At 56.2% G+C, this 26,639-nt stretch carries 29 protein-coding genes and 2 pseudogenes; 18 read left to right on the top strand and 13 right to left on the bottom strand.

Going from position 1 to position 26,639, the window contains the following annotated elements; genetic code table 11:
• The first annotated feature begins 19 nt into the window (after positions 1-19).
• The 5 genes and pseudogenes from ELB75_RS11535 to ELB75_RS11515 all read left to right on the top strand — a co-directional run.
• The gene (locus tag ELB75_RS11535) at positions 20-592 is read left to right on the top strand and encodes a type IV pilus modification PilV family protein (RefSeq protein ID WP_126984018.1); all 573 of its coding nucleotides are present in this window, start codon (positions 20-22) and stop codon (positions 590-592) included.
• A gap of 3 nt (positions 593-595) precedes the next feature.
• Positions 596-1,678: a PilW family protein gene (locus ELB75_RS11530; RefSeq protein ID WP_126984017.1), complete on the top strand. Its 1,083-nt coding sequence runs from the start codon at positions 596-598 to the stop codon at positions 1,676-1,678.
• A complete protein-coding gene (locus tag ELB75_RS11525; RefSeq protein ID WP_126984016.1) occupies positions 1,660-2,202 on the top strand; it encodes a pilus assembly PilX family protein in 543 nt (180 codons plus the stop codon). The genes ELB75_RS11530 and ELB75_RS11525 overlap by 19 nt, the downstream gene beginning before the upstream one ends.
• 15 nt (positions 2,203-2,217) lie before the next feature.
• Positions 2,218-2,652, top strand: a complete 435-nt coding sequence (locus tag ELB75_RS11520; protein WP_126984015.1) for a type IV pilin protein — start codon at positions 2,218-2,220, stop codon at positions 2,650-2,652.
• 205 nt (positions 2,653-2,857) lie between these two features.
• A pseudogene (locus ELB75_RS11515) lies at positions 2,858-3,165 on the top strand (integrase core domain-containing protein); the annotation flags it as partial.
• A 59-nt stretch (positions 3,166-3,224) separates the two neighbouring features.
• Here ELB75_RS11515 and coaBC read toward each other — a convergent pair.
• Positions 3,225-4,412 carry a bifunctional phosphopantothenoylcysteine decarboxylase/phosphopantothenate--cysteine ligase CoaBC gene (coaBC, locus tag ELB75_RS11510; RefSeq protein ID WP_126984014.1) on the bottom strand — a complete coding sequence of 396 codons (1,188 nt, stop codon included), beginning with the start codon at positions 4,410-4,412 and terminating at the stop codon, positions 3,225-3,227.
• A 335-nt stretch (positions 4,413-4,747) separates the two neighbouring features.
• Here coaBC and ELB75_RS11505 point away from each other — a divergent pair, with 335 nt between their 5' ends.
• The 3 genes from ELB75_RS11505 to ELB75_RS11495 all read left to right on the top strand — a co-directional run bounded on the left by ELB75_RS11505 (position 4,748) and on the right by ELB75_RS11495 (position 8,067).
• The gene (locus ELB75_RS11505) at positions 4,748-5,872 is read left to right on the top strand and encodes an ABC transporter ATP-binding protein (protein ID WP_126984013.1); all 1,125 of its coding nucleotides are present in this window, start codon (positions 4,748-4,750) and stop codon (positions 5,870-5,872) included.
• 250 nt (positions 5,873-6,122) lie between these two features.
• The gene (locus ELB75_RS11500; RefSeq protein WP_126984012.1) at positions 6,123-7,097 is read left to right on the top strand and encodes an ABC transporter permease subunit; all 975 of its coding nucleotides are present in this window, start codon (positions 6,123-6,125) and stop codon (positions 7,095-7,097) included.
• Positions 7,060-8,067 (top strand): ABC transporter permease, encoded by a 1,008-nt coding sequence (locus ELB75_RS11495; RefSeq protein ID WP_126984011.1) that lies wholly within the window; start codon positions 7,060-7,062, stop codon positions 8,065-8,067. The genes ELB75_RS11500 and ELB75_RS11495 overlap by 38 nt, the downstream gene beginning before the upstream one ends.
• A 308-nt stretch (positions 8,068-8,375) precedes the next feature.
• Here the strand turns inward: ELB75_RS11495 and ELB75_RS11490 are convergent, their stop codons facing one another.
• Positions 8,376-8,591: an RNA-binding S4 domain-containing protein gene (locus ELB75_RS11490; protein ID WP_126984010.1), complete on the bottom strand. Its 216-nt coding sequence runs from the start codon at positions 8,589-8,591 to the stop codon at positions 8,376-8,378.
• A gap of 83 nt (positions 8,592-8,674) precedes the next feature.
• Entirely contained in the window at positions 8,675-9,184 is a 510-nt protein-coding gene (gene luxS, locus ELB75_RS11485) for an S-ribosylhomocysteine lyase (protein ID WP_126984009.1), read from the bottom strand.
• A 215-nt stretch (positions 9,185-9,399) separates the two neighbouring features.
• On the opposite strand from luxS, the pseudogene ELB75_RS13305 reads away from it, so the two are divergent.
• Positions 9,400-9,506 (top strand): annotated as a pseudogene (locus ELB75_RS13305) (IS5/IS1182 family transposase); the annotation flags it as partial.
• 266 nt (positions 9,507-9,772) lie between these two features.
• Here the strand turns inward: ELB75_RS13305 and murJ are convergent.
• Entirely contained in the window at positions 9,773-11,311 is a 1,539-nt protein-coding gene (murJ, locus tag ELB75_RS11475) for a murein biosynthesis integral membrane protein MurJ (protein ID WP_126984007.1), read from the bottom strand.
• Between the two features lie 269 nt (positions 11,312-11,580).
• Here murJ and ELB75_RS11470 point away from each other — a divergent pair, with 269 nt between their 5' ends.
• The 4 genes from ELB75_RS11470 to tpx all read left to right on the top strand — a co-directional run bounded on the left by ELB75_RS11470 (position 11,581) and on the right by tpx (position 14,030).
• Positions 11,581-12,102 carry a hypothetical protein gene (locus ELB75_RS11470; RefSeq protein ID WP_126984006.1) on the top strand — a complete coding sequence of 174 codons (522 nt, stop codon included), beginning with the start codon at positions 11,581-11,583 and terminating at the stop codon, positions 12,100-12,102.
• Between the two features lie 298 nt (positions 12,103-12,400).
• Complete coding sequence (locus tag ELB75_RS11465) at positions 12,401-12,913, top strand: protein disulfide oxidoreductase (protein ID WP_164726936.1); 513 nt, start codon at positions 12,401-12,403, stop codon at positions 12,911-12,913.
• 58 nt (positions 12,914-12,971) lie between these two features.
• Positions 12,972-13,436: a DUF4303 domain-containing protein gene (locus ELB75_RS11460; RefSeq protein WP_164726899.1), complete on the top strand. Its 465-nt coding sequence runs from the start codon at positions 12,972-12,974 to the stop codon at positions 13,434-13,436.
• A 99-nt stretch (positions 13,437-13,535) separates the two neighbouring features.
• Positions 13,536-14,030, top strand: coding sequence for a thiol peroxidase (tpx, locus tag ELB75_RS11455; RefSeq protein WP_064090003.1), 495 nt, complete (start codon positions 13,536-13,538; stop codon positions 14,028-14,030).
• A 274-nt stretch (positions 14,031-14,304) separates the two neighbouring features.
• Here tpx and ELB75_RS11450 read toward each other — a convergent pair whose 3' ends face one another.
• The 5 genes from ELB75_RS11450 to ELB75_RS11430 form a co-directional block, all read right to left on the bottom strand.
• Positions 14,305-15,096 carry a TrmH family RNA methyltransferase gene (locus ELB75_RS11450; protein ID WP_126984003.1) on the bottom strand — a complete coding sequence of 264 codons (792 nt, stop codon included), beginning with the start codon at positions 15,094-15,096 and terminating at the stop codon, positions 14,305-14,307.
• Positions 15,097-15,274: 178 nt separating this feature from the next.
• Positions 15,275-16,354, bottom strand: coding sequence for a PTS sugar transporter subunit IIC (locus tag ELB75_RS11445; protein WP_241236081.1), 1,080 nt, complete (start codon positions 16,352-16,354; stop codon positions 15,275-15,277).
• A gap of 254 nt (positions 16,355-16,608) precedes the next feature.
• The gene (gene rpsO / locus ELB75_RS11440) at positions 16,609-16,878 is read right to left on the bottom strand and encodes a 30S ribosomal protein S15 (RefSeq protein WP_126984002.1); all 270 of its coding nucleotides are present in this window, start codon (positions 16,876-16,878) and stop codon (positions 16,609-16,611) included.
• 434 nt (positions 16,879-17,312) lie between these two features.
• Positions 17,313-17,675: an EthD domain-containing protein gene (locus ELB75_RS11435; RefSeq protein ID WP_126984001.1), complete on the bottom strand. Its 363-nt coding sequence runs from the start codon at positions 17,673-17,675 to the stop codon at positions 17,313-17,315.
• Positions 17,668-18,348 (bottom strand): RBBP9/YdeN family alpha/beta hydrolase, encoded by a 681-nt coding sequence (locus ELB75_RS11430; RefSeq protein ID WP_126984000.1) that lies wholly within the window; start codon positions 18,346-18,348, stop codon positions 17,668-17,670. The genes ELB75_RS11435 and ELB75_RS11430 overlap by 8 nt, the downstream gene beginning before the upstream one ends.
• Before the next feature lie 68 nt (positions 18,349-18,416).
• On the opposite strand from ELB75_RS11430, the gene ELB75_RS11425 reads away from it, so the two are divergent.
• Positions 18,417-18,764, top strand: a complete 348-nt coding sequence (locus ELB75_RS11425) for a MerR family DNA-binding transcriptional regulator (RefSeq protein ID WP_126983999.1) — start codon at positions 18,417-18,419, stop codon at positions 18,762-18,764.
• A 489-nt stretch (positions 18,765-19,253) separates the two neighbouring features.
• On the opposite strand, the gene rplS is transcribed toward ELB75_RS11425, so the two are convergent.
• The 4 genes from rplS to rpsP are packed head-to-tail and all read right to left on the bottom strand — an operon-like array spanning position 19,254 to position 21,163.
• Complete coding sequence (gene rplS / locus ELB75_RS11415; RefSeq protein WP_003824892.1) at positions 19,254-19,625, bottom strand: 50S ribosomal protein L19; 372 nt, start codon at positions 19,623-19,625, stop codon at positions 19,254-19,256.
• Positions 19,626-19,642: 17 nt separating this feature from the next.
• The gene (gene trmD, locus ELB75_RS11410; RefSeq protein ID WP_126983998.1) at positions 19,643-20,386 is read right to left on the bottom strand and encodes a tRNA (guanosine(37)-N1)-methyltransferase TrmD; all 744 of its coding nucleotides are present in this window, start codon (positions 20,384-20,386) and stop codon (positions 19,643-19,645) included.
• Positions 20,386-20,898 carry a ribosome maturation factor RimM gene (rimM, locus tag ELB75_RS11405; RefSeq protein WP_126983997.1) on the bottom strand — a complete coding sequence of 171 codons (513 nt, stop codon included), beginning with the start codon at positions 20,896-20,898 and terminating at the stop codon, positions 20,386-20,388. Before rimM ends, trmD begins: the two co-directional genes overlap by 1 nt.
• A 16-nt stretch (positions 20,899-20,914) precedes the next feature.
• Entirely contained in the window at positions 20,915-21,163 is a 249-nt protein-coding gene (gene rpsP / locus ELB75_RS11400) for a 30S ribosomal protein S16 (protein WP_023887900.1), read from the bottom strand.
• A 368-nt stretch (positions 21,164-21,531) separates the two neighbouring features.
• Between rpsP and hslU the strand changes: the two genes are divergently transcribed.
• From hslU to acpP, 4 genes are all read left to right on the top strand, one after another.
• On the top strand, positions 21,532-22,869 hold the full coding sequence (gene hslU, locus ELB75_RS11395) for an ATP-dependent protease ATPase subunit HslU (protein WP_241236080.1): 1,338 nt from the start codon (positions 21,532-21,534) through the stop codon (positions 22,867-22,869).
• Positions 22,870-22,998: 129 nt separating this feature from the next.
• On the top strand, positions 22,999-23,871 hold the full coding sequence (locus tag ELB75_RS11390; protein ID WP_126983996.1) for an alpha/beta hydrolase: 873 nt from the start codon (positions 22,999-23,001) through the stop codon (positions 23,869-23,871).
• A 150-nt stretch (positions 23,872-24,021) separates the two neighbouring features.
• Positions 24,022-26,046, top strand: coding sequence for a prolyl oligopeptidase family serine peptidase (locus tag ELB75_RS11385; protein WP_431306061.1), 2,025 nt, complete (start codon positions 24,022-24,024; stop codon positions 26,044-26,046).
• A gap of 275 nt (positions 26,047-26,321) precedes the next feature.
• The gene (gene acpP, locus ELB75_RS11380; protein WP_003824915.1) at positions 26,322-26,558 is read left to right on the top strand and encodes an acyl carrier protein; all 237 of its coding nucleotides are present in this window, start codon (positions 26,322-26,324) and stop codon (positions 26,556-26,558) included.
• Positions 26,559-26,639: the final 81 nt, after the last annotated feature.

The following is a 26,639-nucleotide window of genomic DNA, read 5'->3' as shown; positions in this document are numbered from 1 at the left end:
ATACTCAAGGGATTCGTACATGTTTTCCAACCGTTCTCCCCTGCCGCCGCGCCGGGTAATGCGTGGCAGTACCTTGCTCGAAGTGATGGTGTCCGTGTTCATCATGGCCTTCGGTATCATGGCGCTGATGCTGGCGCAGATCAAATCAGTCAGCAACGTACGCGAAGCCGAAATGCAAACCCGCGTGGCGCAGGTAGTGCAAAACCTGGTGTCTGGCATGCTGAATACGCCGGTTCCCTTCAACACCGTCGCCGCCGCCAGTGCTGCCGCCGTTTCCTCCCCAAGCCTTTCTTACGCCAATTATAAAACCAGTGGTTGGCAGAATGTTGCTCCTCTCAGTGACGTTAGCACTCCAAACAACATTGCTGATTGCGGTGATAACCAAGTAAAAACAGATGCCGCTATAAAGGCCTGTTACACCCGAAATTTTGCACTGGAACTGGCCAACGCCCTGCCCAACGCCAAACAAATCCGATACCAAATCACCTCCAATGCCAATACTACCACCGTTTCCGTCCAATGGACGGAAAGCGACAGCGGCAATGCCGCCGATGACTACACCTTTAACTACAGCGCAGTTGTGGGAGATTAATTCATGCTTATCAGAAATATCAACAAGCCGGCTCCCCAGCCTCAAGCAGCCCGCGGCTTCACTCTGATCGAATTCATGGTGGCCAGTTCCTTGGGGCTGGTAGTGTTGCTCGCCATCGGCACCACCTACGGCATCACCGCTAGAATGCGCCGTGCCGCCGAAGCGCGTGTGGCCGTGCAGCAGGATTTGCGCAATGCTTCCGAGCTGATTCTGCGCGATGCGCAGATGGCCGGTTCGTTCGGCTGTTTCAACTTAGGCAACATGCGCCCTAAAGTGCAGCAATCGGCCGATGGCCAGACAGGTTTTGTTCTTCCCAACACCAATAATCAGGTACAAATTCTCGCCGCAAACACTGAGAAAACCAGCGGCGTCTATATAGTAGATGCCAATCAAATCAACAATCCTGGCTTCCCTTTTACCGTGGAGGGGCAAGCGTTGATCTTTACCTATGGTCTGCATCCCGTTCCCCTTGACGTAGCTCAAAACGGGGCGCAAACCGATGGCGACGTGGCACCGGAGTTGCGTTATGCAGCAGGAGGTATAAATAGAGCTGGTCCGCTGGCACTGGCTTCTTGCTCCAGCCTGTATATTGAAAAAAGTGGTTTGTTGATGCCTGCTGCTCCTGGCAACACAGGCCCGCTTAAAATTGCTATCAACCGCGTAAGAACCGATAAGGTTACCGACTCCCCGGGCTCGTTCTATCTCCCGCAAACCGCGCTAATGCAGGTGGAAACTGTGCTTTATGCCGTTGGCCAGGGAGGCAACGCTCCCTCACGTGGGTTCTACCGTTTTACCCTCCAGCGTAACGGTGCCTGGGGTAGCCCGCAGCTGCTGGCGGCAAATGTAACCTCTATGGCCGTGCGTTCCCTATATTCCGGCTGTACTGACAAAAACTCCAAGCCGTCTTTCTCCACTGAATTTGCTGCCATCAACAGAGACCTAACCCTGTCTCGCCGCTCCCTCATGCCCACCTCCGTTGAGGTACGCCTGACGGTGCCGAACGATGACAACACCTATGGCAACATCAGTCAATATCTCATCCGCGCCAATGTACGAGGAGGCAACGTATGCGCCAACCAATATTAAAATCCAAGCAGCAAGGCTTTACCCTGTTTATCGTTCTCATGATGATGCTGGCTATCGCCATCATCGTGGTGGCCAGTATGCAGTCCACCAACACCGAAATGCGTATCAGCTCTAATGAGGCAGACCGCAAATACGCCTTCTCGACCGCTGAGCAGGCGCTCCGTAACGGTGAGAACCATATCATTACCGTAGGTAACGACGCATTTAAAGACGCAGACTCCGGCTGCAAGGATGGTATCTGCGGCGGTAAAGCCTCCGCCACCACCCCGGTATGGAAACGTACCGATGCCGTAAACCTGAATGAAAACGGCAAAGGCCGCCGCTGCCTCAACGGCAATACCAACCGTAACAACGCCTGCTACATGATTGAGCGCATAGGCCCGGTAACCCACGATAACGTTGCCGGCCTTGATAAAGCGATTTACCGCGTAACCGCCCGCTCATGGGGGCAAAACAGCAACACGGTGGTTACTCTGCAATCCCATGTAGAGTATACCATCGCTCAAAATCCAGCCACCCCATAAGCAAGCGAGCCAGACATGAGCAAACAAACCGGATTCACCTTGTTGGAGCTGATGATTGTGGTGGCTATTATTGCCATACTGGCCACCATTGCCTTACCCTCCTACCAATCTTATGTGGAGCGCACTAAGCTGGCCGTCGCTAAAAATGAGCTAGTGGATATTGTGGCGAACATGCGCCGCTATAAACTAATGAACAGCCCCAACTACTCCAAAGCCGGGCTTGGGCAGCTAACCGCAGGAAGAACCGCCGCCGGCGCACAAACACCTTATGGTTATTATTCCCGGGTACCGAACAACAATATCCGTGAATTTTATGTTGTTGCCGGCCCTAAAGTAGGGCAGACGGGCTTTAGGAAGGCGCTCTACGCCACGGCAGACGGCAGGGTATTCCAATGTGACTCCCTTCAGGATGCCCTCCAACGCAGCAACACGTGCACCAAACTGAATTGATCTTTTCCTGCCAACCGTTTAGAAAAAAGGCTGCCCGATCGGGCAACCTTTTTTTGTTTATGAACTCCTTCAATGGTGGCTTTCCATACCACCCTGTATCATTATAGTGAATTAAATTTAAACCAGTACAGCGTTGTCTCGCCTTGCCGTAACGTGTGTACTGTCTGCGGCTCGCCGCCTTGTCCTGATTTTTGTTAATCCACTATACAAAGGCCCGGTCAATCATGCTTTCGGTGTGGCCTGTTATGAGAACGGTATTGGTCAAAAGTTTACCCGGGTTGCCCGTCCGCAAACCAACGGTAAGGCGGAACGGGTTATCCGCACCCTGATGGAGATGTGGCATGAGAAACAATCGTTTGACAGTCCGGAACATCGGCGAAAGGAGTTGTGCCGCTTTGTTAATTTCTATAATACAGTGAAGCCGCACCGCAGTTTGAACGGCGATACGCCGTTTGAGGTCTTACAAGCTTACTTTTCTCAACCTGTGGTGTAAACAACGCGATGATTTCCTACATAAAGTTTACGGCACGCTGCCTGGTATGCAAAATGCGCCGCAGCCATAGGGCGGGTTTTCAGGTAGCCTTTTCCAGCAGGCGGGCGATTTCGGCCACGATGGCATCGGCGGTGTCGCGTTTGCCCATTTCCGGCAGCGCGATTTCGGCCGAGTCGCTGATGAGCGTTGCTTGGTTGCTGCCGCTGCCCATGGCGCTGACGGCGTGGTTGGCCACGATCAGCGGCACGCCTTTGCGCAGCCGTTTGGCGCGGGCGTGTTCGAGCACGTTGTGGCTTTCGGCGGCAAAGCCCACGCAGAAGGGCGCGTTGGGCAGCCGAGCCACGGCGGCGAGGATGTCGGGATTTTCGGCTAATTCGATAACGGGCGGCGTGCCACTGCCGTCTTTTTTCAGCTTTTCGGCACTGCGGTTGGCCACGTGGTAGTCGGCTACGGCGGCCACGCTGATGAATACATCGCAGCTGCCTACTTCCCGCATCACAGCTTCGTGCATTTCACGTGCGCTGTGGGTATGGTGCACGGCCACTCCGGCGGGCGGGGTTACCTGAAGCTGCCCGGCCACCAGCACCACTTCCGCCCCGGCGGCGCGGCAGGCCTGCGCCAGCGCCACGCCCATGCGGCCGCTGGACAGGTTGGTGATGCCGCGCACGGGGTCGATGGCTTCAAAGGTGGCGCCGGCCGTGAGCAACACGCGTTTGCCAGCCAGCAGTTTGGGTGTCCACAAATCGGGCAGCAGTTCGGCCAATTCGGCGGCTTCAAGCATGCGGCCTTCGCCGGTTTCACCGCAGGCCTGGCTGCCGCTGGCGGGGCCGAACACGGTGATGCTGTCGGACTGCAGTTGAGCAATGTTGCGCAGGTTGGCCGGGTTGCGCCACATTTCCACGTTCATGGCAGGGGCAACGGCCAGCGGGCAGGCGCGGGCGGCTGCCAGGGTGGAGAGCAGGTTGTCGGCCATGCCGTGGGCGATTTTGGCCAGGGTGTTGGCGCTGGCGGGAGCAATAAGGAACACATCGGCCTCACGGCTGAGGCGGATGTGCGCCATGCCGTCGGCGGAGTCGGCAGTATCGTCCGTCCACACGGTGCGCCCGCTCAGGGCTTGGAAGGTTTGCGGAGAAACGAAGCCGGTAGCAGCACGGCTCATGGCCACGCTCACGGTGTGCCCCTGTTTTCTGAGCAGGCGCACGAATTCGCAGGATTTATAGGCGGCAATGCCGCCGCTGATGCCGAGCAGGATGTGTTTGGTGGGCATGGTGTATGGCGTGATGTGAAAAGACGGGTGATATGGTAACACAGGGCTGGGCGGGGTGTTTCAGGTAGCCTTTTGCTGCACCGGTCTGCCCCAGTCGGCAACACTTTCCCTGCTGAATCGGCCAAAAGCGGGCGCATTTGGTTTTTTTCATTGCCCCTGCCGGTGCACTATCCTACAATTACGCTTTGCAGTCTGTGATTTATCGCTGCTTAAAATAGAAACGATACGGCCTTGGATTCGCCGCCTCGTTTCTGTTTTGCACCAGCAGACACAAACTGCCGCCTGCGGCTTCCCGTGCGGAAGCTGGTTTGCAACTGCTGCGGAGCCCTGTGCCCATGTCTGAAAAATATATTCCTCCCCAAAAGCCCTATCTGCAAATCAAAGACGTGGTGAAAACCTACGGCGAGAATTATGCGGTGGACCACATCGATTTGGATATCGACCGACACGAAATCTTCGCCCTGTTGGGCAGTTCCGGCTCGGGCAAGTCCACGCTGCTGCGTATGCTGGCGGGCATGGAAACGCCGGATCAGGGCAAAATTATTTTGGACGGGCAAGACATCACCCGCCTGCCGCCCTACGACAGGCCGATTAACATGATGTTCCAAAGCTATGCGCTATTCCCGCACATGACGGTGGAGCAGAACATCGCCTTCGGCCTGAAGCAGGACAAAATGCCCAAAGACCAGATCGCCGAACGGGTAGAAGAAATGCTGCGCCTGGTGCAGATGAGCAAATACGCCAAACGCAAACCGCACCAGCTTTCCGGCGGGCAGCAGCAACGCATCGCGCTGGCCCGCGCATTGGCCAAGCAGCCCAAACTTTTGCTGCTGGACGAGCCGTTGGGCGCGCTGGATAAAAACCTGCGCCAGCAAACCCAGCTGGAGTTGGTGGATACGCTGGAGAAGGTGGGCGTAACCTGCATCATGGTAACGCACGACCAAGAAGAAGCCATGACCATGGCCACGCGCATCGCCATCATGTCGGAAGGCCAGCTGCAGCAAGTGGGCACGCCGCGCGAGGTATACGACTTCCCCAACAGCCGCTTCACCGCCGAATTCATCGGCGAAACCAATATTTTTGAAGGCCACCTGGTGGCCGACGAGGCCGACCACGCCGAAATCGACTGCCCCGAGTTGGCACAGAATATTCTTATCGACCACAGCGTGGCCGGGCCGGAGGAGCAGACCATGTGGGTCAGCATCCGCCCGGAAGACATCAATATGCACAAGGAAAAGCCGGCCAATGTGGGCGAACACAACTGGACCATCGGCACGGTGAAGGAAATCGCCTATTTGGGCAGCTTCGCCATCTATCATGTGCAGCTGCCCAGCGGACGCATGGTGAAAAGCCAGGTGCTGTCGTCTTATTGGTATTTGGCCAACCTGGAGCCGCCCACTTGGGACGAAACCGTATATCTGAGCTGGCCGGCCAACCAGCCCGTGCCGCTCACCCGTTAGAGGCTACCTGAAAGCGAAGCTTCAACGCAGTTAAAACGAGGCTTCCGCAGGAAGACGAGTTTCTGCGGGGCTAAAGCGCAGCTTTGTGATGTTTTGGCGTTGCCAAGCAAAGTTTCCGCGCAGCCAAAACGCAGCTGCAACACAGTGAACACCAACATACCGGTTCGGCAAGGCAGCCGAACATGAAAAGGCTACCTGAAACCTGAAACCGCACTTTCAGGCCAGGGCAAGCAAGAGAGGTTACCTGAAAATGAAATGGCAGGCTTTAAAACGCAAACTCAGCCCCGGGCAGGGGCTGGTTATCGGCATACCCTATTTGTGGCTGCTGGTGCTCTTCCTGATTCCTTTCTTCTTCGTTTTGAAAATCAGCCTGGCCGAGCAAGCCACCTCGATTCCGCCCTACACCCCGCTCTACACGGTGGACGAAGCGGCCGGCCGCGTGAACATTTCCCTGAGCTACCTGAACTACACCGGCATTTTCGATAATTTCTGGCAGTCGTTGTGGCTCGGGCTCAACCCGTTTGCCGACAAATCCGGCAGCAACCTGTATGTGCACATCTACCTGCTCTCCATCAAAACCGCCATCACCACCACGCTGATCTGCCTGCTGGCCGGCTACCCCATCGCCTACGCCATCTCACGCAGCCGCGAAAAATGGCGCAACCCGTTGCTCTTGGCCATTATGCTGCCGTTTTGGACTTCGCTGCTGTTGCGCGTGTACGCCTGGATGGGCCTGCTTTCGCAAAACGGCATCATCAACAACCTGCTGTTGCGCTGGGGCTGGATTAACCAGCCACTGGATATGTTCTACAACGCCTTCTCGCTCAATATCGTGATGGTGTACACCTATCTGCCCTTTATGGTGCTGCCGCTGTACACCCAGCTCCTCAAGCTGGATAACCGCCTGCTGGAAGCCTCTGCCGATTTGGGCGCCGGGCCGGTGAAATCGTTTTTCTCCATCACCCTGCCGCTCTCCAAAAGCGGCATCATCGCCGGCTCCATGCTGGTGTTTATTCCGGCGGTGGGCGAATTTGTGATTCCCGATTTGGTGGGCGGGCCCGAACACCTGATGATCGGTAAAGCCCTGTGGCAGGCCTTCTTCACCCAAAACGACTGGCCGCTCGCCTCCGCCATGGCCGTGGTGATGGTGCTGCTCTTGGTGGTACCCATCGGCCTGTTCCACCGTCATGAAGCCAAACAGCTGGAAGGAGCACGCCGTGGCTAGAAAATCTGCATCGTCCACCTGGTTTCTGCGCATCTGCCTGTTTTTAGGGCTGGCCTTCCTCTATATCCCGCTGCTGGTGCTGGTGGTGTATTCCTTCAACCGCTCCGAGCTGGTTACGGTATGGGGCGGCTTCTCCACCAAATGGTATGGCGCGCTGCTGAATAACAGCGAGATTTTGGAAGCCACCTGGCTCTCCATCCGCATCGCCCTGATTTCTTCTGCCGCCGCCGTGGTGCTCGGCACCATGGCCGCCTACGCCTTGGCGCGCATCAAGCGTTTCCGCGGCAGCACCTTGTTCACCGGCATGGTGTCCGCCCCCATGGTGATGCCCGACATCATCACCGGCATCTCACTGGTGATGTTGATTTTGCAGGTGCAGGCTTTGCTGCGCGGTTCCAGCCTGAGCTGGCTGCAATTTGAGCGCGGCTGGTTCACCATTTGGCTCGGCCACACTACCTTGTGCATGGCCTACGTTACCGTGGTGATCCGCACCCGCCTGGGGGAGCTCGACCAATCCTTGGAAGAAGCCGCACAAGATTTGGGCGCCAAGCCGTGGAAGATTTTCTGGGTGATCACCCTGCCGCTGATCGCCCCCGCCATCGCTTCCGGTTTCCTGCTCGCCATGACCCTTTCCATGGACGACCTAGTAATCACCTCCTTCCTCAGTGGCCCCAACTACACCACCCTGCCGCAGCTGATTTTCGCCAAAGTAAAACGCGGCGTGAACCCGCAGATGAACGTGCTGGCCACCTTTCTGATCACCATCATCGGCACCCTCGTCATCACCGGCAACTACTTCATGATGCGCCGCGTCAACAAACGCGACCGCGAAGCCGCCTTGGCCTACAAACAAGCCCAAGAAGCCGCTGCCGCTGTCGCCACTCCGCCGCCTTCTGCACTGATTGAAGCGGAGGAGGCAGATATCCATGCGGAAGAGCCTGCAGCAACAGATGAAGTTTCGGAGGATTAGCATTGCCAACATTGTGAGGCAATATCCTCAGTTTGAAATAAAGGCTACCTGAAAGCACAACGCAGAAACTTTGCTGCATTGCGCTTTCAGGTAGCCTTTTTATAGTAGATTAACAAAAATCAGGACAAGGCGGCGAGCCGCAGACAGTACACACGTTACGGCAAGGCGAGACAACGCTGTACTGGTTTTTGTTAATTCACTATATCAAAAGATATGAACGGCTTCCCTAGTTGGTTTTAGCTGTGAGAAGAAGGCTACCTGAATTTTTCAGGTAGCCTTTTTGTGCGGTTACGCCAACTTGGGCAGGGTTATTCCTGCACAGTGATAGCGCTGCCGTTATCCAGCTCGATGATTTCGCCGGCGAGGATTTTGGCGGTTTTGCGGGTTTCGGTTGCGCCATTGCGGCGCACGCGGCCTTCGGCGATCCAGGTTTTAGCTTGGCCGCCGCTGTCGGACAGGCCGGTGAGTTTGAGCAGGTCGCACAGGGCGATGTGCTCGTGGCCGTTGAGGGAGAAGGTTTGCATGGCTTTCGTTTCGAATATTTGGTTTGGCGGGCGATAGAGGCTACCTGAAAAATAGGTTTCAGGTAGCCTCTTTGCCGGGCGGTTTACAGCTTGCCGAGGATGTCTTCGCTCAGGGCGAGGTCGGCATTTTTATTGATGCCGATTTGGCGGGCGAGGATGTTGCGGGCGATTTCTTTCGCTTCTTCGAGGGAGTGCATGCGGTAGGTTCCGCATTGGTATTCGTTCAGCTCGGGGATTTGGCTTTGGTTCTGTACGTTTAAAATATCCTGCATGGCGGCTTTCCAAGCGGCGGCTACGGCTTCTTCGCTGGGGGTGCCGATGAGGCTCATGTAGAAGCCGGTACGGCAGCCCATGGGGGAAATGTCGATGATTTCCACGTTGGCGCCGTTGAGATGCTCGCGCATGAAGCCGGCAAACAGGTGTTCCAGCGTGTGGATGCCTTTTTCAGGCAGGATTTCTTGGTTGGGCACGCAGAAGCGCAGGTCGAACACGGTGATGTCGTCGCCTTTTGGGGTGCGCATGTTTTTGGCCACGCGCACGGCGGGGGCGTGCATGCGGGTGTGGTCTACGGTGAAGCTGTCGAGCAGGGGCATGGCGGTTCCTTTGGTGTGTTGGGATTGCGAAGGCGGTATCATACCATTTCTGTTTGCTGCTTGAGAAAATGTATGCGTTGTGTAGAATCCCGGCTTCTTTCTTAACCAAAAAGGGAATGATGATGCAGAACTTTGGCAGCACTTTGGTTGTGTTGGGCATCCTGGCGATTTTCTTGGATCTATTCAACTATGTGCCGAAAGTATTGTTTTGGATTTATAGTGAATTAAATTTAAATCAGGACAAGGCGGCGAGCCGCAGACAGTACAAATAGTACGGCAAGGCGAGACAACGCTGTACTGGTTTAAATTTAATTCACTATATAACTGGGGCGACGGCGTGGCCTGGGGCATTAAGATTGCGCTTATCGTAGTGGGCGGTGCGTTGTGGCTGATCGGCCGCAACCAGGAAGCGGCGCATCCTGCCTTGGCAGAGGAAGACGACGAATAGTCCTCCCCCGAAGCGATAAAATCTGCCGGCAAACATGATGGCTTGCCGACGGATTTGTTTTGTTTGGATTGGGCGTTTGGACTACATTGAAGCTTCGCTTTCAGGCAGCCTTTTGATAAGAGGCTACCTGAAATCTCCAGCTACATTTCCCGCCGCTTGAAGTGGCGCGGCCGGAAGCCCAGCAGCCCGAGTGTGGAAAAATACAGCACCATGCCGAAACCGATTAGCGCAAACAGCTGCCCCGTGCGCCGCAAGCCGCCCACGCGCACCCACTCCAGCGCCACATAATGCTGCACTGCCCAAAGTCCGCCGGCCATCACGGCCAGCGCAATCGCCAGCTTCAGCAAAAACGCGCGCCAGCCCGCTTTGGGCTGATACATCTCTTTAATCCGCAACAATAAAAACAGGAACGCCGCATTGATACACGCGCCCAGGCTGATCGATAGCGCCAGCCCGGCATGCTGCAGCTTCCACACAAATATCAGATTCATCAGCTGCGTGCACACCAGCGTTACAATCGCCACCTTCACCGGCGTTTTGATGTTTTTCTGCGCGTAAAACCCCGGCGCCAGCACCTTAATCAGAATCAGCCCCAGCAGGCCCACCGCATAGGCAATCAGCGCCTGTTGCGTCATCTGTGCGTCGTGCACGCCGATTTTGTTATACATAAACAGCGTAGCCACCAGCGGGAAGGCCAGCACCGCCATGCCCACCGCCGCCGGCGCGGTGAGCAGCAGGCACAGGCGCAAGCCCCAATCCAACAGCGCGGAGAATTCTCGTTTGTCGCCCGTAGCAGCATGTTTAGACAGCCCCGGCAGCAGAATCGTGCCCAGCGCCACGCCCAACACACCGGTGGGCAGCTCCATCAGCCGGTCGGCAAAATACATCCACGATACGCTGCCGCTTTGCAAGTACGACGCGATATTTGTGTTGATCACCAACGACACCTGCGCCACTGACGTGCCCAAAATGGCCGGCGCCATCTGTTTGATTACCCGGTTCACCGCCGGATCGCCGAAACGCAGCTTCGGTATTTTCAAAAAGCCCAGCTTAAACAGCCAAGGCAGCTGGAAACCCAGTTGCAGCACCCCGCCGCAGAACACGCCCCAGCCCAAGGCCATCACCGGCTGCTCGAAATGCTTCGCTCCCAGCAGCGCAAAGCCGATGAGCGACACATTCAGCAACACCGGCGTGAAGGCCGGCACGGAAAACTTGCCATAAGTGTTGAGAATACTGCCAACTAAAGACGACAGCGAAATCAGCAGGATATACGGGAAAATAATCCGCAGAAGCTGCGAAGCCAGCACAAACTTCTCCGGCTTGCCGCCCCAGCCGCTGGCCGTGGCCCAAATCACCGCCGGCGCCGCCAGCACGCCGATGGCGGTAACGATGAGCAGCGCAAACATCAGCATCCCCGACACATGCTGCACAAATTCCTGCGTTTCTGCTGGCGATTTCTTCTGCCGGTGTTCTGCCAAAATCGGCACAAAAGCCTGCGAAAACGCCCCTTCGGCAAAAATACGGCGCAGCAGGTTGGGCAGGCGGAAGGCCACCACGAATGCGTCCATCGCAATGCCCGCGCCGAAAATCCGCGCCGACACCGCATCGCGCACAAAACCGAGCACCCGCGACAGCATGGTCATGCTGCCGATTTTCGCCAACGCGCTAAGAAGGTTCATGCTTTCCTACCTGTCGATAAAACGGGCGCAAGTGTACCGCAAGCAGCCGCTCTTGTGGGAGAGGCCGAAGAAAAGGCTACCTGAAAGCGTAGCTTCAACGAAGTTAAAACGGAGTGAAGCGAAGTTTCTGCGCAGCTAAAGCGCCGGTTGCAACGCAGTGCAAACGAGCGAAGATACGGTAGAATGCCGCGCGAAACGTCGAATAAGCTTTCAGGTAGCCTATTTTGCCAAGGAAGGCTACCTGAAACTTCCGCCAAACCAAACACATCATGACCAAACTCAGCTTCCCCCACTGGCACACCCCCGAGCAAGTCCGCGGCATCCTGCTCGGGCTGCCCGAAACCAAGCGCAACCGCGCCCTATACGAACTCGTCTGGCTGTTTGATCACGACAACCCGCAAGGCATACCGGAAAGCAAAGCCCAGCTCGCCACCCTGCGCCTGCTCTGGCACGAGCCGCGTTTTCAGGGGCTGGAAAACATTAAATATTGGCTGGAAGAAATGCTTAATTCAGGCGATGACAAGGGCTCGTGGCTCGTCCTCCAGCCCGAAATCGAAACCCTGCTCGACGTGCTCCACCCCGAAACCTGCGGCGAATACGGCGAACACGGCGGGATGCGGCATAGCGCGGGAACGCTTGAACCTTTCGTTGCCAGAATGATTGCCCGAAACACCGAAAACGCCCGCTACACCGCCCGCTGCTGCCTTTACTGGAACGAAGCCCTCCGCCGCCAGCGCCCCGATTTTGATGAATGGCTGAAAAACGAAATCCGCCAGCTGCACGGAAAATAAGGCTCGGCATCAGTTGCCGAGAGTCTGCTCCACAATATTTTTCAGGTAGCCTTTTTAGGGATTGAGGCTACCTGAAAACACCGCTTCAACGCAGTTATAGTGAATTAACAAAAACCAGTACAGCGTTGTCTTGCCTTGCCGTAACGTGTGTACTGTCTGCGGCTCGCCGCCTTGTCCTGATTTTTGTTAATCCACTATAAAACGGAGTGAAGCAAAGTTTCTGCGAAGCTAAAACCCAACTGCAATAAAGTTAAAACCTAATCCTTCCACACGCCATCCAAACTACACTATGCCATCCATCCGCCAACGCCTTTTCTCCTTCCTGCGCCAAGCCGCCGCCATGGCTGTCGCCTTTATTGTAATCAGCCTGCTGCTCGACTGGTATCGAGCCCCCGCCGTGCCGCCGCAAGCCGCCGCACTGCCGCTGCATACCCTGCAAGGGCGGCAAACCACTTTGTCCGAACTGAGCGGCGGCCGCACCACCGTGCTGTATTTTTGGGGCTCGTGGTGCGGCATCTGCCGGCATACATCTCCGGCGGTGGACAAACTCGCGCGCAACGGCGTGCCTGTGGTGGGAGTGGCTTTGCAGTCGGGCAGCGATGAGGAAGTGAGGGGCTACCTGAAAACGCACGGCTGGCAGTTCGACACGGTAAACGATGCAAGCGGCGGCTGGGCGCAACAATGGCAGGTGCAGGTAACGCCCATCATCGTGCTGGTGAAAAACGGCCGCGTGCGCCACAGTACCACCGGCCTAGCCAGCTATTGGGGCTTGCGCGCACGGATTGCTTTGTTGGATGCTTTGGATGGGTGAGGCTACCTGAAAACAGCATGGCAAGACTGGCCCGAATACCATAATACAGATGCGCAATATGATAAAAAATATCTTGTTCCAGGCAGTAAAAGACGACTTCCTGCAATTGGCCAAACTGGCGAAAGGGCGGGAAATTTACGGCTGCACCTTGGTTACGGGAAGCGATTTCGGCAACGTTGCCATGAAAATCGCGGCTTATACCAAACGCAACCGAGAGCCGAATTGGTATGCCGACGAATGGGAGCTGGACAGTTCCGATTTGCCCAGCTCCGCCTTATCCGAAGTCGATAAAAAGATTACGGCGCAGCTGATTGAGAAACAAGAATGCCTCAAAAGTGACATGCTACCCCTGTTTGTCGGCGCGTTGAAAGAATTAAAAAATTTTCTTGGCGGGCAAGAGATTGCCGATGCCGGGCAAATCTGCTTCTTTGTTAGCGTAATTGATGATGACGGGAGCGTAGAAGCCCAAACGGCACAGGAGCTTAATTCAAACGCTATTTTTCAGGCATTCTCATCCCGATAACCCATGCCTTCTGGCGGCCTGCTTGGCAAGCTGCCAAAAAAGCACTATCCTTCGCCGCGCAGTATCAACCTTCATCAACATCAAGAAAAGGATAGCAAAATGGCAAACATCACCTTCCGCGGCACGCCCGCCAACACCGTAGGCAACCTGCCCGCCGTTGGCGCCGCCGCTCCCGCCTTCACCCTCACCGCCGCCGATTTGTCCGATAAAACCTTGGCCGACTTCGCCGGCAAACGCAAAGTGCTCAATATTTTCCCCAGCATCGACACCGGCGTGTGCGCCCAATCCGTGCGCACCTTCAACCAACGCGCCGCCGCGCTGCAAAACGCCGTGGTGCTGTGCATTTCCGCCGACCTGCCCTTTGCCCTTTCCCGTTTCTGCGGCGCGGAAGGCATTGAAAACGTGGTAACGCTCTCCAGCTTCCGCAGCAGCTTCGGCGCCGACTATGGCATCACCCTGGCCGACACCCCGCTGCGCGGCCTCACCGCCCGCGCCGTGGTGGTGCTGGATGAAAACAACAAAGTGCTGCATGCCGAGCTCGTGCCTGAAATCGGCCAAGAGCCCAACTACGATGCCGCCCTGGCCGTGCTGTAACCCGGCGCCAAGCCAAAGCGAAACCGCCTGCATACAATCAATGCAGGCGGTTTTGGTTTGGGGCGATATATAGTGAATTAACAAAAACCAGTACAGCGTTGCCTCGCCTTGCCGTACTATCTGCACTGTCTGCGGCTCGTCGCCTTGTCCTGATTTTTGTTCATTCACTATAGAAGGCTACCTGAAAATCCCTGCGGGGCGAACGCTTTCAGGTAACCCCTTATCCGAAAACCGTATAGCAGGCCGGCTTAATTTCTCTACAGCCTTCTTAATTTCAATCCCCACCTTGCTGCAACCGCTGCCGCATCTGCTCAAACAAGCAAACGGTGGCCGCCATCGCTACGTTCAGCGATTCGGTTTGCGCTGCCATCGGAATATGCACGAGGCGGCTGGCTGCCGACAGCATGGTTTCGCTCACGCCCGCGCCTTCGTTGCCAAGCAGCCAGGCAGCAGGCGCGCGCAAATCGCAATCATACAGGCTCACGCTGTTGCGGCGCAGCGCGGTGGCCAGCAACGGCACACGGCATCGCTCCCGCCACGCCGCCAAATCCGGCTCAACAAATAAGCGCAACGCGAAATGTGCCCCCATGCCGGCGCGCAACACCTTGGGCGACCACGCATCGGCACAATCGGCAGAAAGCACCACCTGCCCCACGCCCGCCGCTGCCGCGCTGCGCAGAATCGTGCCAATATTGCCCGGGTCTTGAATACGCTCCAGCACCACACAATCGGCCTCGGCATCAAACGGCTCGGCAGGCGGCAGCGCAATCAGCGCGGTGATTTCTTCGGCATCGGTGAGGCTGGTGATTTTCTGCAAAGCCGCGCCCGCCGTCTGTACCACCCGTTCGGGTGGCAGCTGAGAGAGCAGCCGCGCAGTTTCCGGCTGCTGCATTTTGCTTGCCGGCACATAAACTTGCAGCACCTGCCCGCCCGCCTGCAAATGGGCAGAGAGCAAATGCGCTCCTTCCAACACGGCTTGCCCGCTTTCGCGGCGCGCACGGGCGCTGCGTAGCAATTTGGCCAGATGTTTGAGCGCGGGGTTTTGGGCGGATTCGATGGTGTTCATGGCGGCGGATTATATAGTAGGGCAAGGCAATTTTGCTTGTTCAGGTAGCCTTTCGGCACACAAACCAAAGGCTACCTGAAAACGAGGGTTCCGTAGGAAGGCGAGTTTCTGCGAAGCTAAAACACTGGCTTCAACGAAGTGAAAACTGCCTGCCCATTTTTCAGGTAGCCTCTTTCCATTACACATCAATCTTGTAATCTTCCGGCGCAATCCATTTGAGCTTCTTCACAAACAGCCAGTCCGCCGCAAACGCCCCGGCCACGGGCACAATCACAAACACCAACAGCGACACCGCCAGCTGCCCCACGCCCCAGCCGGCGAGTTTCAAATGGTTCACCGGGCCGATGAGGCCGCTGATGCCGAAGCCCGCGCTGAATTCCGTGCCTTGGATTTGAAACAGCGAAGCCAGCACCCCGGCCAGCGCGGCATTGAGCATAATCGGCAGCAAGAGCTTGGGTTTGGCCACGATATTGGGCATGGAAAGCTTGGGCGAACCCACAAAATGCGCCGCGCAAGTGCCCAGCGGGTTCACCCGCCGCCCGGCCACGGCCAGCGAAAACGCACAGGCACAAATGCCCAAATTGGCCGCACCCGAGCCCACGCCGGCCAAATGAATCGCCGTGGCAATACCCACGGACGACACCGGCGACACAATCAGGCAGGCAAACGCGATGGCAATCAGCACCGCCATCAGCGTTTGCTCCAGCGTGAGCAGGTGGGCAATCCACGAGCCTAACAGCTGCGAAAAGGCGATGAAATACGGAAACGCTAGCCGCCCCAGCGCACCCGCCACAAACAGGCTCACCACAGGCACCACCAAAATCGCATAGCCGCGCACCTTGCCGCGCAGCAGCACAATCAGGCCGGCGGCAATGGCGGCGGCGAACACCATGGTGAAAATATCGCCCGTGCCCTTGAGCTGGATGATGCCGTCGGCAAAACGCACCGCGCCGCCGGCGGCCATGGCGGCCAGCCCCACCGAAATCGACTCGATCGGCGTGAATTTAAACATATAGCCGATGGCCACGCCCACGGCAATGCCGACCATGGCGTTGGTGGCGCCGATCATCTGCGTGAACATGCCCAGCGGCTCGCAATACGGCGTGAGCGCCTTAAACAATTCGCTCAACAGCGCACCCGGCACGAGGGCAACCACAATGCCTAAGGCCGAGCCGTTGAGCAGGTGCATCATGAAGGATTTCGGAGTGAGCTTTTCCACGATTTCGCTCCTTTGGCGGAAGATTGGTGTATGGGGCAATATAACGCCGCCAATAAAAGAGCGCAAATTTGCGCGGGCATGAAAAGGAGAAGGCTACCTGAAACGAGGCCTCCTAAGGGGAGGCCTCGCTTCTGCGGAGCTAAAACGAGGCCTTCTAATGGGATACTGGGTTTCTGCGAAGCAGACCGGGGTTTGGCAAAGTCGAAGCTGAGTTGCTGACAAGGTAAAGTGTGGCTAAAACAAAAAACCATGCCGCCGAAAGACTCCGGCGGCATGGTTTTTATTGAGAAAGATTACTTACGCAGGTTCAGGCGGGTAATCACATCGCGGTAGGTATCCACATCGGTGTTGCGCAGGTAAGCCAACAGGCGGCGGCGGGCGCTCACCATTTTCAGCAGGCCGCGGCGGCTGTGGAAATCTTTCGGGTTGGCTTTGAAGTGGGGAGCCAAATCGTTGATACGGAAAGTCAAGAGAGCGATTTGCACCCCAGAAGAGCCGGTATCGCCTTCTTTGCGCTGGAAATCTTTGATGATTTGCGCTTTTTGTTCTACGGTTAATGCCATAATAAAACTCCAAAAATATAGCCTTGCGGCCGGACAAGCTGGCCGAGCCGGGAAGACCCGCGCCAACTCCTGAATGCCTGTTGAAACAGGCGGGCGCGGATTATGGCACAAAACTGCTGCCAAAAACAGCCGCATAGGCAAAATCGCGCCAAGATGATGCCGCTGTGCAACCAAAAGGCTACCTGAAAACCGGTTTTTCCAGACTATAATGGATGAAAATAAGACAACCAACCGCAGACAGTACAGATAGTACGATAAGGCTGGCCATACTTTTTTTAATCCACTGTCAAACCAAGCAGCCTGCCGTTTCCCTTCAGGTTTCTTGATGCCGTAACAGGTTGGCGGGCATACGGAAGGCGTCAATTTTGCCTGCCGCCTTTGCAAGGCTGTGGCTTACAAACAGGAAAGTAGGCAATCGCCTGTCGATTATCAGGCTACCCAATTACACATTCCTCCTCGCCCAACCACATCACCGATTGCGCCATATCCACAAAACGCACTTCGTCTGCCCGCAGCTCGGCCAGCGCGGCGACGCCTTCCGGCGTGGTGCGGGCGGCGGCGAAGTCTTCACGACTGTCATACCATAATTCGCCCATGGCATCGAAGCGAAACGCTTGGGTGTGCCGTTGTGTAGCCTGCTGGGAGGCGGCGTCCAGCGGTAGGGTTTTGGCATAGCGCCGGATGCGGAGGACGTTTTGGTATTGCAACACTTTGGCCGAATGCGCCGCCCAGTGTGCCAAAAACTCTTGCTGCGATAATTCGGCTTTCTTCTTCACCAGCATGGTGATTTTAAACATGGCTTTCTCCTTGAATGGTCGCTACTATGTGTTCTACCGCTTGCAATACTTGCGGGAATTCGGTGAAACCTTCGCTGCCCAAGAAGTGGCCGCCGCCGGGAATTTCTTCCAATTTGCCGCCCAACTGCCGCGCCAAACGGCGGGTGTTTTCCGGCGGTACAATGCTGTCGTTATCAGCGGTGAATAAGGCAATCCGGCCCGTCATTTGGCGGATGGCGGCAAAATCTATCGGGCACTGGTCTACATAGTTGTCGACATTAAAACCGTTAATCTGCGGCAGCGTGGGAATGCGCGTGCCAAAGGCAGACACCAGCACCAGCCCGCCTACTTTGTGCGGGCGAACCCGGCTCAGATAATGCAGCAGCGAAATCGTGCCCAGGCTGTGTGCCACTAAAATTGTGCGCCTGGACGGCATGCCTACTGCCTGCGATAGCCCATCTTGCCAGCGGTGGTAATCGGGCTGCATACTGTCGGGCAGCGCAACGGGCAGGGCGGTTATGCCTTGTTGCTGCAGTTGCCGTGCCAGCCATGGAAACCAATGGTCGGCCACTGTGGCGCCGTAGCCGTGGATGATAAACACGCGTACAGGCTCGCTCTGCGGTTTGGCCAAATTTTTGCAGCCTGCCAGCAATACGCCCGCGCCTGCAGCGGCACAAAATTGTCTGCGATTCATGGGGATGGGTGCTCCCGTTTGTTTACAATAGATGGGAGCTTACAGAATGACACAGTGTGAGGGTCAAGATGAAAATCGGCGAATTTGCCAAGCGAAGCGGCATCAGCGTGCGGATGCTGCGGTTTTATGAAAGTGCCGGCATCCTTGTGCCTGCGCGCACGCCGGGCGGTTATCGGGAATACCGCGATCAAGACATCGGCTTTGCCCGCAAGGTGGTGCTGCTCAACCGCGCCGGCCTCGCCCTGAAAGACATTGCCCTAATGCGCGACTGCCTAAACGACGAGCCGCAAAACTTTTGTCCTGCATTGCGCGGCAAATTGGCCGATACGCTTGCGCACATCGGCAGCCAAATCGAGAGCCTGCGCCAATCGGAACAGCTGCTGGCCGATTTGCTGGCAGCGGAGGGAAAAATATAACGGGAATAAGGCTTCAGGCTACCTGAAAATATATAGTGGATTAACAAAAATCAGGACAAGACGGCGAGCCGCAGACAGTACACACCTTACGGCAAGGCGAGACAACGCTGTACTGGTTTTTGTTAATTCACTATAACAAGCCGAGTTGGCTTCCGATGAAGGTGGTAGCGCAGACAGCACAGGAATTCGATAAGGCGAACTATAGTGGATTAAAATAAAAATGAGACAAGGCGGCAACGCCCGCCGTGTACGGGTAGTACATAAGGGCGTTGGCAACGCCGTATCATTGTAATTTTAATCCACTATAACACCGCAGCGAAAGTTAAAGTGGTTTGCTTATCTTCTGCCACGCAGAAACTTTGCTGCGTGGAGCGTTAACTTCGTTGAAGCTGCGCTTTCAGGTAGCCTTTTCTATGCTAGAGCCAGTCGTTAACCTAATCTGCAAACAAAAACCTGCCGCAGAGGGCAGGTTTTCGATAATGGCAAAGATTAATCTTCCAGTTTGCGGCCGGACAGTTTTTCTTTGATGCGGGCAGCTTTACCGGTAAGGCCGCGCAGGTAGTACAGTTTGGCACGGCGAACGTGGCCGCGGCGTTTCACTTCGATTTTTTCCACGTTGGGAGAATACAGCTGGAAAGTACGTTCTACGCCTTCACCGCTAGAGATTTTGCGCACGATGAAGTTGCTGTTCAGGCCGCGGTTGCGGCGGGAAATCACCACGCCTTCGTAGGCTTGCAGACGGGTACGGTTGCCCTCGGTTACGCGCACGGAAACGGATACGGTGTCGCCGGGAGCGAATTCGGGGATGGTTTTGTTCAAACGGGCGATTTCTTCCTGTTCGAGCTGTTGAATCAAGTTCATTGCTATAGTCCTTAAGTTTATGATGGGATATCTCGTTCCTCCTGCTGAATTTTTTGCAGGAGCCTAGATTCCTCTGGGGTTAATGCGCGGCTGGCCAAAAGGTCCGGTCGGCGCTGCAGGGTGCGGCGCAGCGCTTGCTCTAAGCGCCATTCCGCAATCAGGGCATGGTTGCCGCTGCGCAATACAGCGGGCACGGGCATGCCCTGAAATTCTATCGGGCGGGTGTAGTGCGGGCAGTCTAAAAGGCCGTTGGCAAACGAATCCTGTCTGGCCGAGTCGTCATCGCCCAGCACGCCGGGAATCAGCCTCAATACTGCATCCATCAACATCATGGCCGGCAATTCGCCGCCGGACACCACAAAGTCGCCAATGCTGATCTCTTCATCAATGGCACTGCTCAGCAGGCGCTCGTCTATGCCTTCGTAGCGGCCGCACACCAAAATCAAACCGTCCAGTTTAGCCAGTTCGGCTGCTTTTTGATGCGTGAACGAGCTGCCTTGCGGGCTGAGGTAAACCACTTTGCCGTTATGCTGCGCTTTGGCGGCATCAATTGCCGATTGCAGCGGTTCGGCCATCATGATCATGCCGGGGCCGCCGCCAAAAGGCCTGTCGTCGATGTAGCCCAATTTGTTGTCGGCAAACCGGCGTGGGTTGATGCTGTTGAACTGCCATAAACCGCGTTGCAGGGCGCGGCCGGTTACGCCGTAGTCGGTGATGCTACGGAACATCTCGCCAAACAGGGTAACGGCTTGGATATACATCAGTAATCCAAGCCCCAATCGGCAATGATGCTGCCTTGTTCCAAATCCACATTGTCGATGTAGTGATCGACAAACGGAATCAGTTTGCGGCCATGCTCACCATCTACCACCAAAATATCGTGCGCACCGGTTTCCATCAGGCTGCTTACTGTGCCGATGAGCTTGTTTCGCCGGTTGTGTACCGTCAAGCCGACCAAGTCGGCCCAGTAGTATTCGCCTTCTTGGGCGGGCTCGAAATCGCTGCGTTTGATTTCGATGGTGTAGCCGCGCAACAGCTGTGCGGCATCGCGGTCGCTGATTTCGGCGAATTTTACTTGCAATTCATCGCCGGCCACCTGGCCGTTTTCCAGCGTGTAGCTGCGGGAAACGCCGTCTTTGCTCAGCTGCCATACAGGGTAGTCCAGCAGGCTGTCGGCATATTCGGTATCGGCGGCCACTTTTACCCAGCCTTTGATGCCGAAAGCGCTTTTCACATAGCCCATGGCTACCCAGTTGTCTTGGCTGCGGCTCATGGCGGGTATTCCGGGATTAGGCGGCTTTCTGCTGCTCTTTTACCAAGCGGGCAACGGCATCGCTTACTTGCGCACCTTGGCTCACCCAGTAGTTCAGGCGTTCGGTGTTCAGGCGTACGCGCTCCTGTTTTTCGTTGGCTACAGGGTTGTAAAAGCCAACCCGCTCGATGAAGCGGCCGTCACGACGGTTGCGTGAATCGGCTACCACGATGTTGAAAAACGGAGAATGCTTGGAGCCGCCGCGCGAAAAACGGATAACTACCATATTATTATTCCTTCTTCCTTCGGGAAATTTGGTCAATAAGAAAACAGCGGATTTTAGGGTAATTTGCCATGCGGGCGCAAGCATTTGTTGAAAAAATACCGTTTTACCGTGGCATCGGGCGGACGGCATGCCTTGCGTATCCGGCCATGCCGTATTTTCAGGTAGCCCTATCCGGGAAACGGGCTACCTGAAATTTACAGCCGTCTGGCAAACTTTTTGGCCGCACTTGATTTTCGCCTTGGCGGTGCCATTTGCCTGCTATTCGTGACGGCGGATTAAATTGGCTTTTGCTACTAGATAAGCCGATGTTGGCGCAAAAGCCAGGTTAAGCCGCCCTATATTTGACTAAGCTATTTGGGAGCCGTTTTATGAGCACTTCCGTGATGACCCCGCAAGAAATCGTCCACGAGCTGGACAAACACATCATCGGCCAGCAGCAGGCCAAAAAGGCCGTAGCCGTGGCCTTGCGCAACCGCTACCGCAGAAGCCAGGTGGCCGAGCCGCTGCAAAGCGAAATCGTGCCGAAAAACATCCTGATGATCGGCCCCACCGGCGTGGGCAAAACCGAAATTGCTCGCCGTTTGGCACGGCTGGCCAATGCGCCGTTTATCAAAATCGAGGCCACCAAGTTCACCGAAGTGGGCTATGTGGGGCGCGATGTCGACAGCATTGTGCGCGATTTGATGGAAATCGCCCTGAAGAATTTGCGCGAACAGGCCGTGCGCAAAAATCGCGACCGCGCTCAAGACGCTGCCGAAAACCGTGTGCTCGACGCGCTTTTGCCGCCTCCGCCGCAAACCGGCTTCGAAGGCGAACCGGCCGAACCTCAGCCCGAAAGCCACACCCGCAAAAAATTCCGCGAAATGCTGCGCCGGGGCGAATTGGACGATAAAGAAATCAACATCGAACTGAGCCAAGCCTTGCCCGCCACCATGCAAGTGATGGGCCCGCCCGGGATGGAAGAATTCAGCAGCCAGCTGCAAGACATGTTTGCCAACCTTCACAAAGGCCGCACCAAGCCGCACAAAATCAAAGTGGCCGCCGCCATGAAGCTCTTGTTGGACGAAGAAGCCGCCAAACTGATTAACGAAGAAGAACTGCGCGAACAGGCCGTACACGCTGTGGAGCAGCATGGCATCGTATTCCTCGACGAAATCGACAAAATCGCGGCCGACCGCAACCGGCACGGCGGCGACGTATCGCGCCAAGGCGTGCAGCGCGACCTTTTGCCGTTGGTGGAAGGCACAACCGTGCAAACCAAATACGGCATGATTAAAACCGACCACATCCTCTTCATCGCTTCCGGCGCCTTCCATTTAAGCAAACCCAGCGACCTGATTCCCGAGCTGCAAGGCCGCTTCCCCATCCGCGTGGAATTAAACAGCCTAACCGTGGAAGACTTCCAAGCCATCCTCACCAGCACCGACGCCAGCCTCACCAAGCAATACCAAGCCCTGCTGGCCACCGACGGCGTAGAGCTCGATTTCGCCCCCGACGGTATCACCCGCCTGGCCGAAATCGCCTTCCAAGTGAACGAGAAAACCGAAAACATCGGGGCCCGCCGCCTGCACACCGTGCTGGAAAAACTGCTGGAAGACGTATCTTTCCATGCCCCGCAAGGCACCACGCGAATTACCGCCGCCTATGTGGACGAGCGGCTGGCCGAAGTGGCCGAACAGGAAGATTTGGCGCGGTACGTACTGTAAGCTGTTTGAATAAGAACAGGCTACCTGAAAACGAGACAACGTGAAGGTTGTTAAAATGAGCCGGTGAGTTTGTGGGGCTGAAATTTCAGGTAGCCGCCAAATCTTCAATTTATCCGCGAGAAAATTTCAATGACCCCATATCTCCAACACCAAATTGCTGCTCTTGGCAGCGAACTTTCCCCGCAGCTTATTGAAGCCACTTACCGCCTGCTAACCCCGTTAGCTGCCCGGCCTGATCCTGCTTGCGGTCAAATCTGTGCCGACCTGCCGTACGGCACACATCCGCGGCACAAACTCGACCTTTACGGCACACAATCATCTGGCAGCCGGCCGGTTGTGGTTTACATCCACGGCGGCGGTTTTGTGGCAGGTGACAAACATGGCAATGGCGGCCCGTTTTTTGCCAACATCGGTGCGTGGGCAGTAGCCAACGGGATGATTGCTGCTATCCCCAATTACCGTCTTGCCCCCGAATACCCCTATCCTGCAGGTCGGGATGACGTGTTGGCTGTTGTGCGTTGGTTATGCGCCAATGTGGCTCAATTCGGTGGCAACCCGAATGCCATTTTTCTGGTCGGGCAATCCGCAGGGGCAACCCATGTGGCTGATGCTGTAGCTGAACTGACCCGCATTGGCCAGTCTGCAACCATAGCAGGTGCGGTTATGCTTTCTGGTATTTACAACCCTGCTGCATGCGGCCGTCATCCCAGCTTGGATGCCTATTACGGTACAGATCTTGCAGCGCGCCGGGCTGCTGCCAGCCTGCCTGGGCTGCTCGATACGCCGATTCCTTGTCTGTTTGCGCTTGCAGAGTTCGATCCGCCGATGTTTCAAGAGCAGGCTGTAGAACTGGTGGCTGAATATACCGCCAAGCATGGCAGATGGCCGAACCTTCATCGCTTGCCGCACCACAATCACTTGTCGCCCGCCCTGCTGCTGGGTGCAGAATCGGAAGATGATGTCGGCAGTATTCTTTGTGAGTTTATATTGTCTGATAAATAGATGACGTAATATGCCGCCGAATTAAAAAGGCTACCTGAAAAATAGGTTTGCGGGTTTCCGCGAAGCTAAAATTTCAGGTAGCCTTTCCTCTTGCCGCTCCGCCAATGCTGCTACAATGCCCGCCTTCCGCAACCACCCGCCAAAGGCTACCTGAAAATGTCTGCTGACCGTTATGCCGTGTTTGAAAACCTAGATGCCCCCGAAACCAGTGCTTTCGCTGCTGCCGAACACGCGCAAACGCAAGCCTGGCTGGAGAGCCGGCCGGATTACGAGCCGCTGCGCCGCGATATTTTGGCGGTGTTGCAAGACGAGCAGCAGATTCCGTTTTGCCAGGAGCACCGCGCGCGGATGTATCACTTTTATCAGAGCAAGGAGTTTCCGAAGGGTGTGTACCGCGTGTGCAGCGCGGCTTCGTATCGCGCCGGGCTGCCGGAATGGGAGGTGTTGTTTTCGGTGGCAGATTTCGATGAGGTGTTGGGTGAGGATGTGTATTTAGACGGCGTGTCGCACTATGTGGAGCAGCCGAACCGGGTGTTGCTCTCGCTCAGCCCGGGCGGCGGCGATGCGGCGTTTACGCTGGAATTTGATTTGGAAACGCGCCAAGTGGTGCCCAATGGTTTCCACTTTCCGGCGGGCAAAAACCATATTGCCTGGCGTGATGAAGACAGCGTGTGGGTGTGCCCGGCTTGGGACGAGCGCCAGCTCACTGCTTCGGGCTATCCGCGCGAGGCGTGGCTGTTGCGGCGCGGGCAGAGCTTCGAGGAGGCGCAGCCGTTGCTGCAAACGGCGGTGGATTCGGTGTGGGTGCACGCTTGGCGTTATCTGGATGCGCAGGGTGCGCCGCTGGATTTGCTGGAAGAAAGCACGGGCTTTTTCAGCCGCCGTTATTTTCAGGTAGCCTCCGATGGGGCGCTGCTGCCTTTGGGGCTACCTGAAACTTGCGAAATCTGCGGTTATTTGGGCGGCTGGCTGCTGGTGTTGCTCAAGCACGACTGGCTGCGGGCAAACCAAAGCTATGCGGCGGGCAGCCTGGTGGCGGTGAAGCTGAACAAGGGCGTGCTGGGGCAGGCGCAATGTCTGTTTGCGCCGCAGGCGGGGCAGTCGGTGGAGGGCGTGGAGACCACGCGCCATTTTGTGGCGGCCACCTTGCTGGATAATGTTTCAGGTAGCCTCAAGGCTTGGCGTTTGCAGCAGGGGCAGTGGCAGCCGGCCAAAGTGCCCGAACTGCCGCTGGAAGGGGCGGGCGTGCTGGAGTTTGCCGACCAGCCTTGGGGCGGCGATGTGCTGTATATCGCGGCCAGCAGCTTCCTTTCGCCGCTCACGCTCTATACGCTGGATTTGCAGCGGCAGGAGTGGTGTGTGATGCGCCGTCAGCCTGCTCAGTTTGATCCTGAGGGGGTGGGCGTGCAGCAGTTGCATGCCGTGTCGGCCGATGGCGAGCGCATTCCGTATTATTACGTGGGCAACGGTGAGCCGAACGTGCCTGCGCTGGTGTATGCCTACGGCGGCTTCGGTGTGCCGGAACTGCCGCATTATTTGGGCATCATCGGTCGGCATTGGCTTGCGCAGGGCGGGGCGTTTGTGTTGGCCAATATCCGGGGCGGCGGCGAATTCGGCCCGGCTTGGCATGCTGCCGCCCAAGGTGCGGCACGCAAACATAAAAGCGCGGAAGATTTGGTGGCCGTGGCGCAGGATTTGGCTGTGCGCGGTTTGTCTGCGCCCGAACGCATTGTGTTGCAGGGCGGCAGCAACGGCGGATTAGTATGCGCCGCTGCTTATTGTGCCGCGCCGCAAAGCATCGGCGGCATGGTGTGCGAAGTGCCGCTCACCGATATGTTGCGCTATCCGCACCTCTTGGCCGGTGCTTCGTGGCAGGAGGAATACGGCAATCCCGATACCGAGCCGGATAGGGGTTACCTGAAAAAACTTTCGCCCTACCATAATCTGTATGATGGCCAAACCTACCCGCCCACCCTCATCACCACCAATCTGAGCGACGACCGTGTGCACCCTGCCCACGCACTCAAATTCCATGCCCGCCTGCGCGAAATCGGCGTAAAAAGCCGTCTCTACGCCCCCGAAGCCGGCGGCCATGCGGGCAATGCCTCGCAGGAAGAAGTGGCTGCCGAGTTGGCTGCCGTGCTGGTGTTTTTGCGGCAAACGGTGGGCAAATAGCGGCATGGCTGCAGCGGATGCCGGATTGATTGGCCGCTGCTGCAGTTGCCGAAATCCCACTATAAAGGCAGATGCCTGCCATTGCCTGTTGATATCGGCTTTTTGGCGCAGTTTGCAAAGGCCGTGCGCTATGCTAATATGCGCACCGTTGTTTTCAGGTAGCCTCAAATCTTGCAGGGCACGGATAGCAAAACGCATATAAATCCGTTACAATGCCGCTTTTAGAGAACTACATTTAAATTTTTCCCCGTTTATTTAAGGACAAGGACCCCGCAATGGAAAATATCGAACAACGTGTGAAGAAAATCGTTGCCGAACAATTGGGTAAGAGCGAAAGCGAAGTGAAAAACGAATCTTCCTTCAGCGAAGATTTGGGCGCCGACTCTCTGGACGTGGTTGAGCTGGTAATGGCTTTGGAAGAAGCTTTCGGCTGCGACATCCCCGATGAAGAAGCCGAAAAAATCACTACCGTTCAACAAGCCATTGACTTTGTTACTTCCCGCTCCAACTAATCGGCAGCAGGTTTAACAGCAGAATATCAGCCTCTGCCCCGGCGCATTTCCCGCCAAGGGCAGGGGTTTTGTTATTGCGGC

It is taken from the genome of Eikenella corrodens, from assembly GCF_003990355.1.
Classification (GTDB): domain Bacteria; phylum Pseudomonadota; class Gammaproteobacteria; order Burkholderiales; family Neisseriaceae; genus Eikenella; species Eikenella corrodens_B.
Note: the sequence above shows the minus strand (reverse complement) of the source record. Positions and strands in the feature narration are given on the sequence as shown.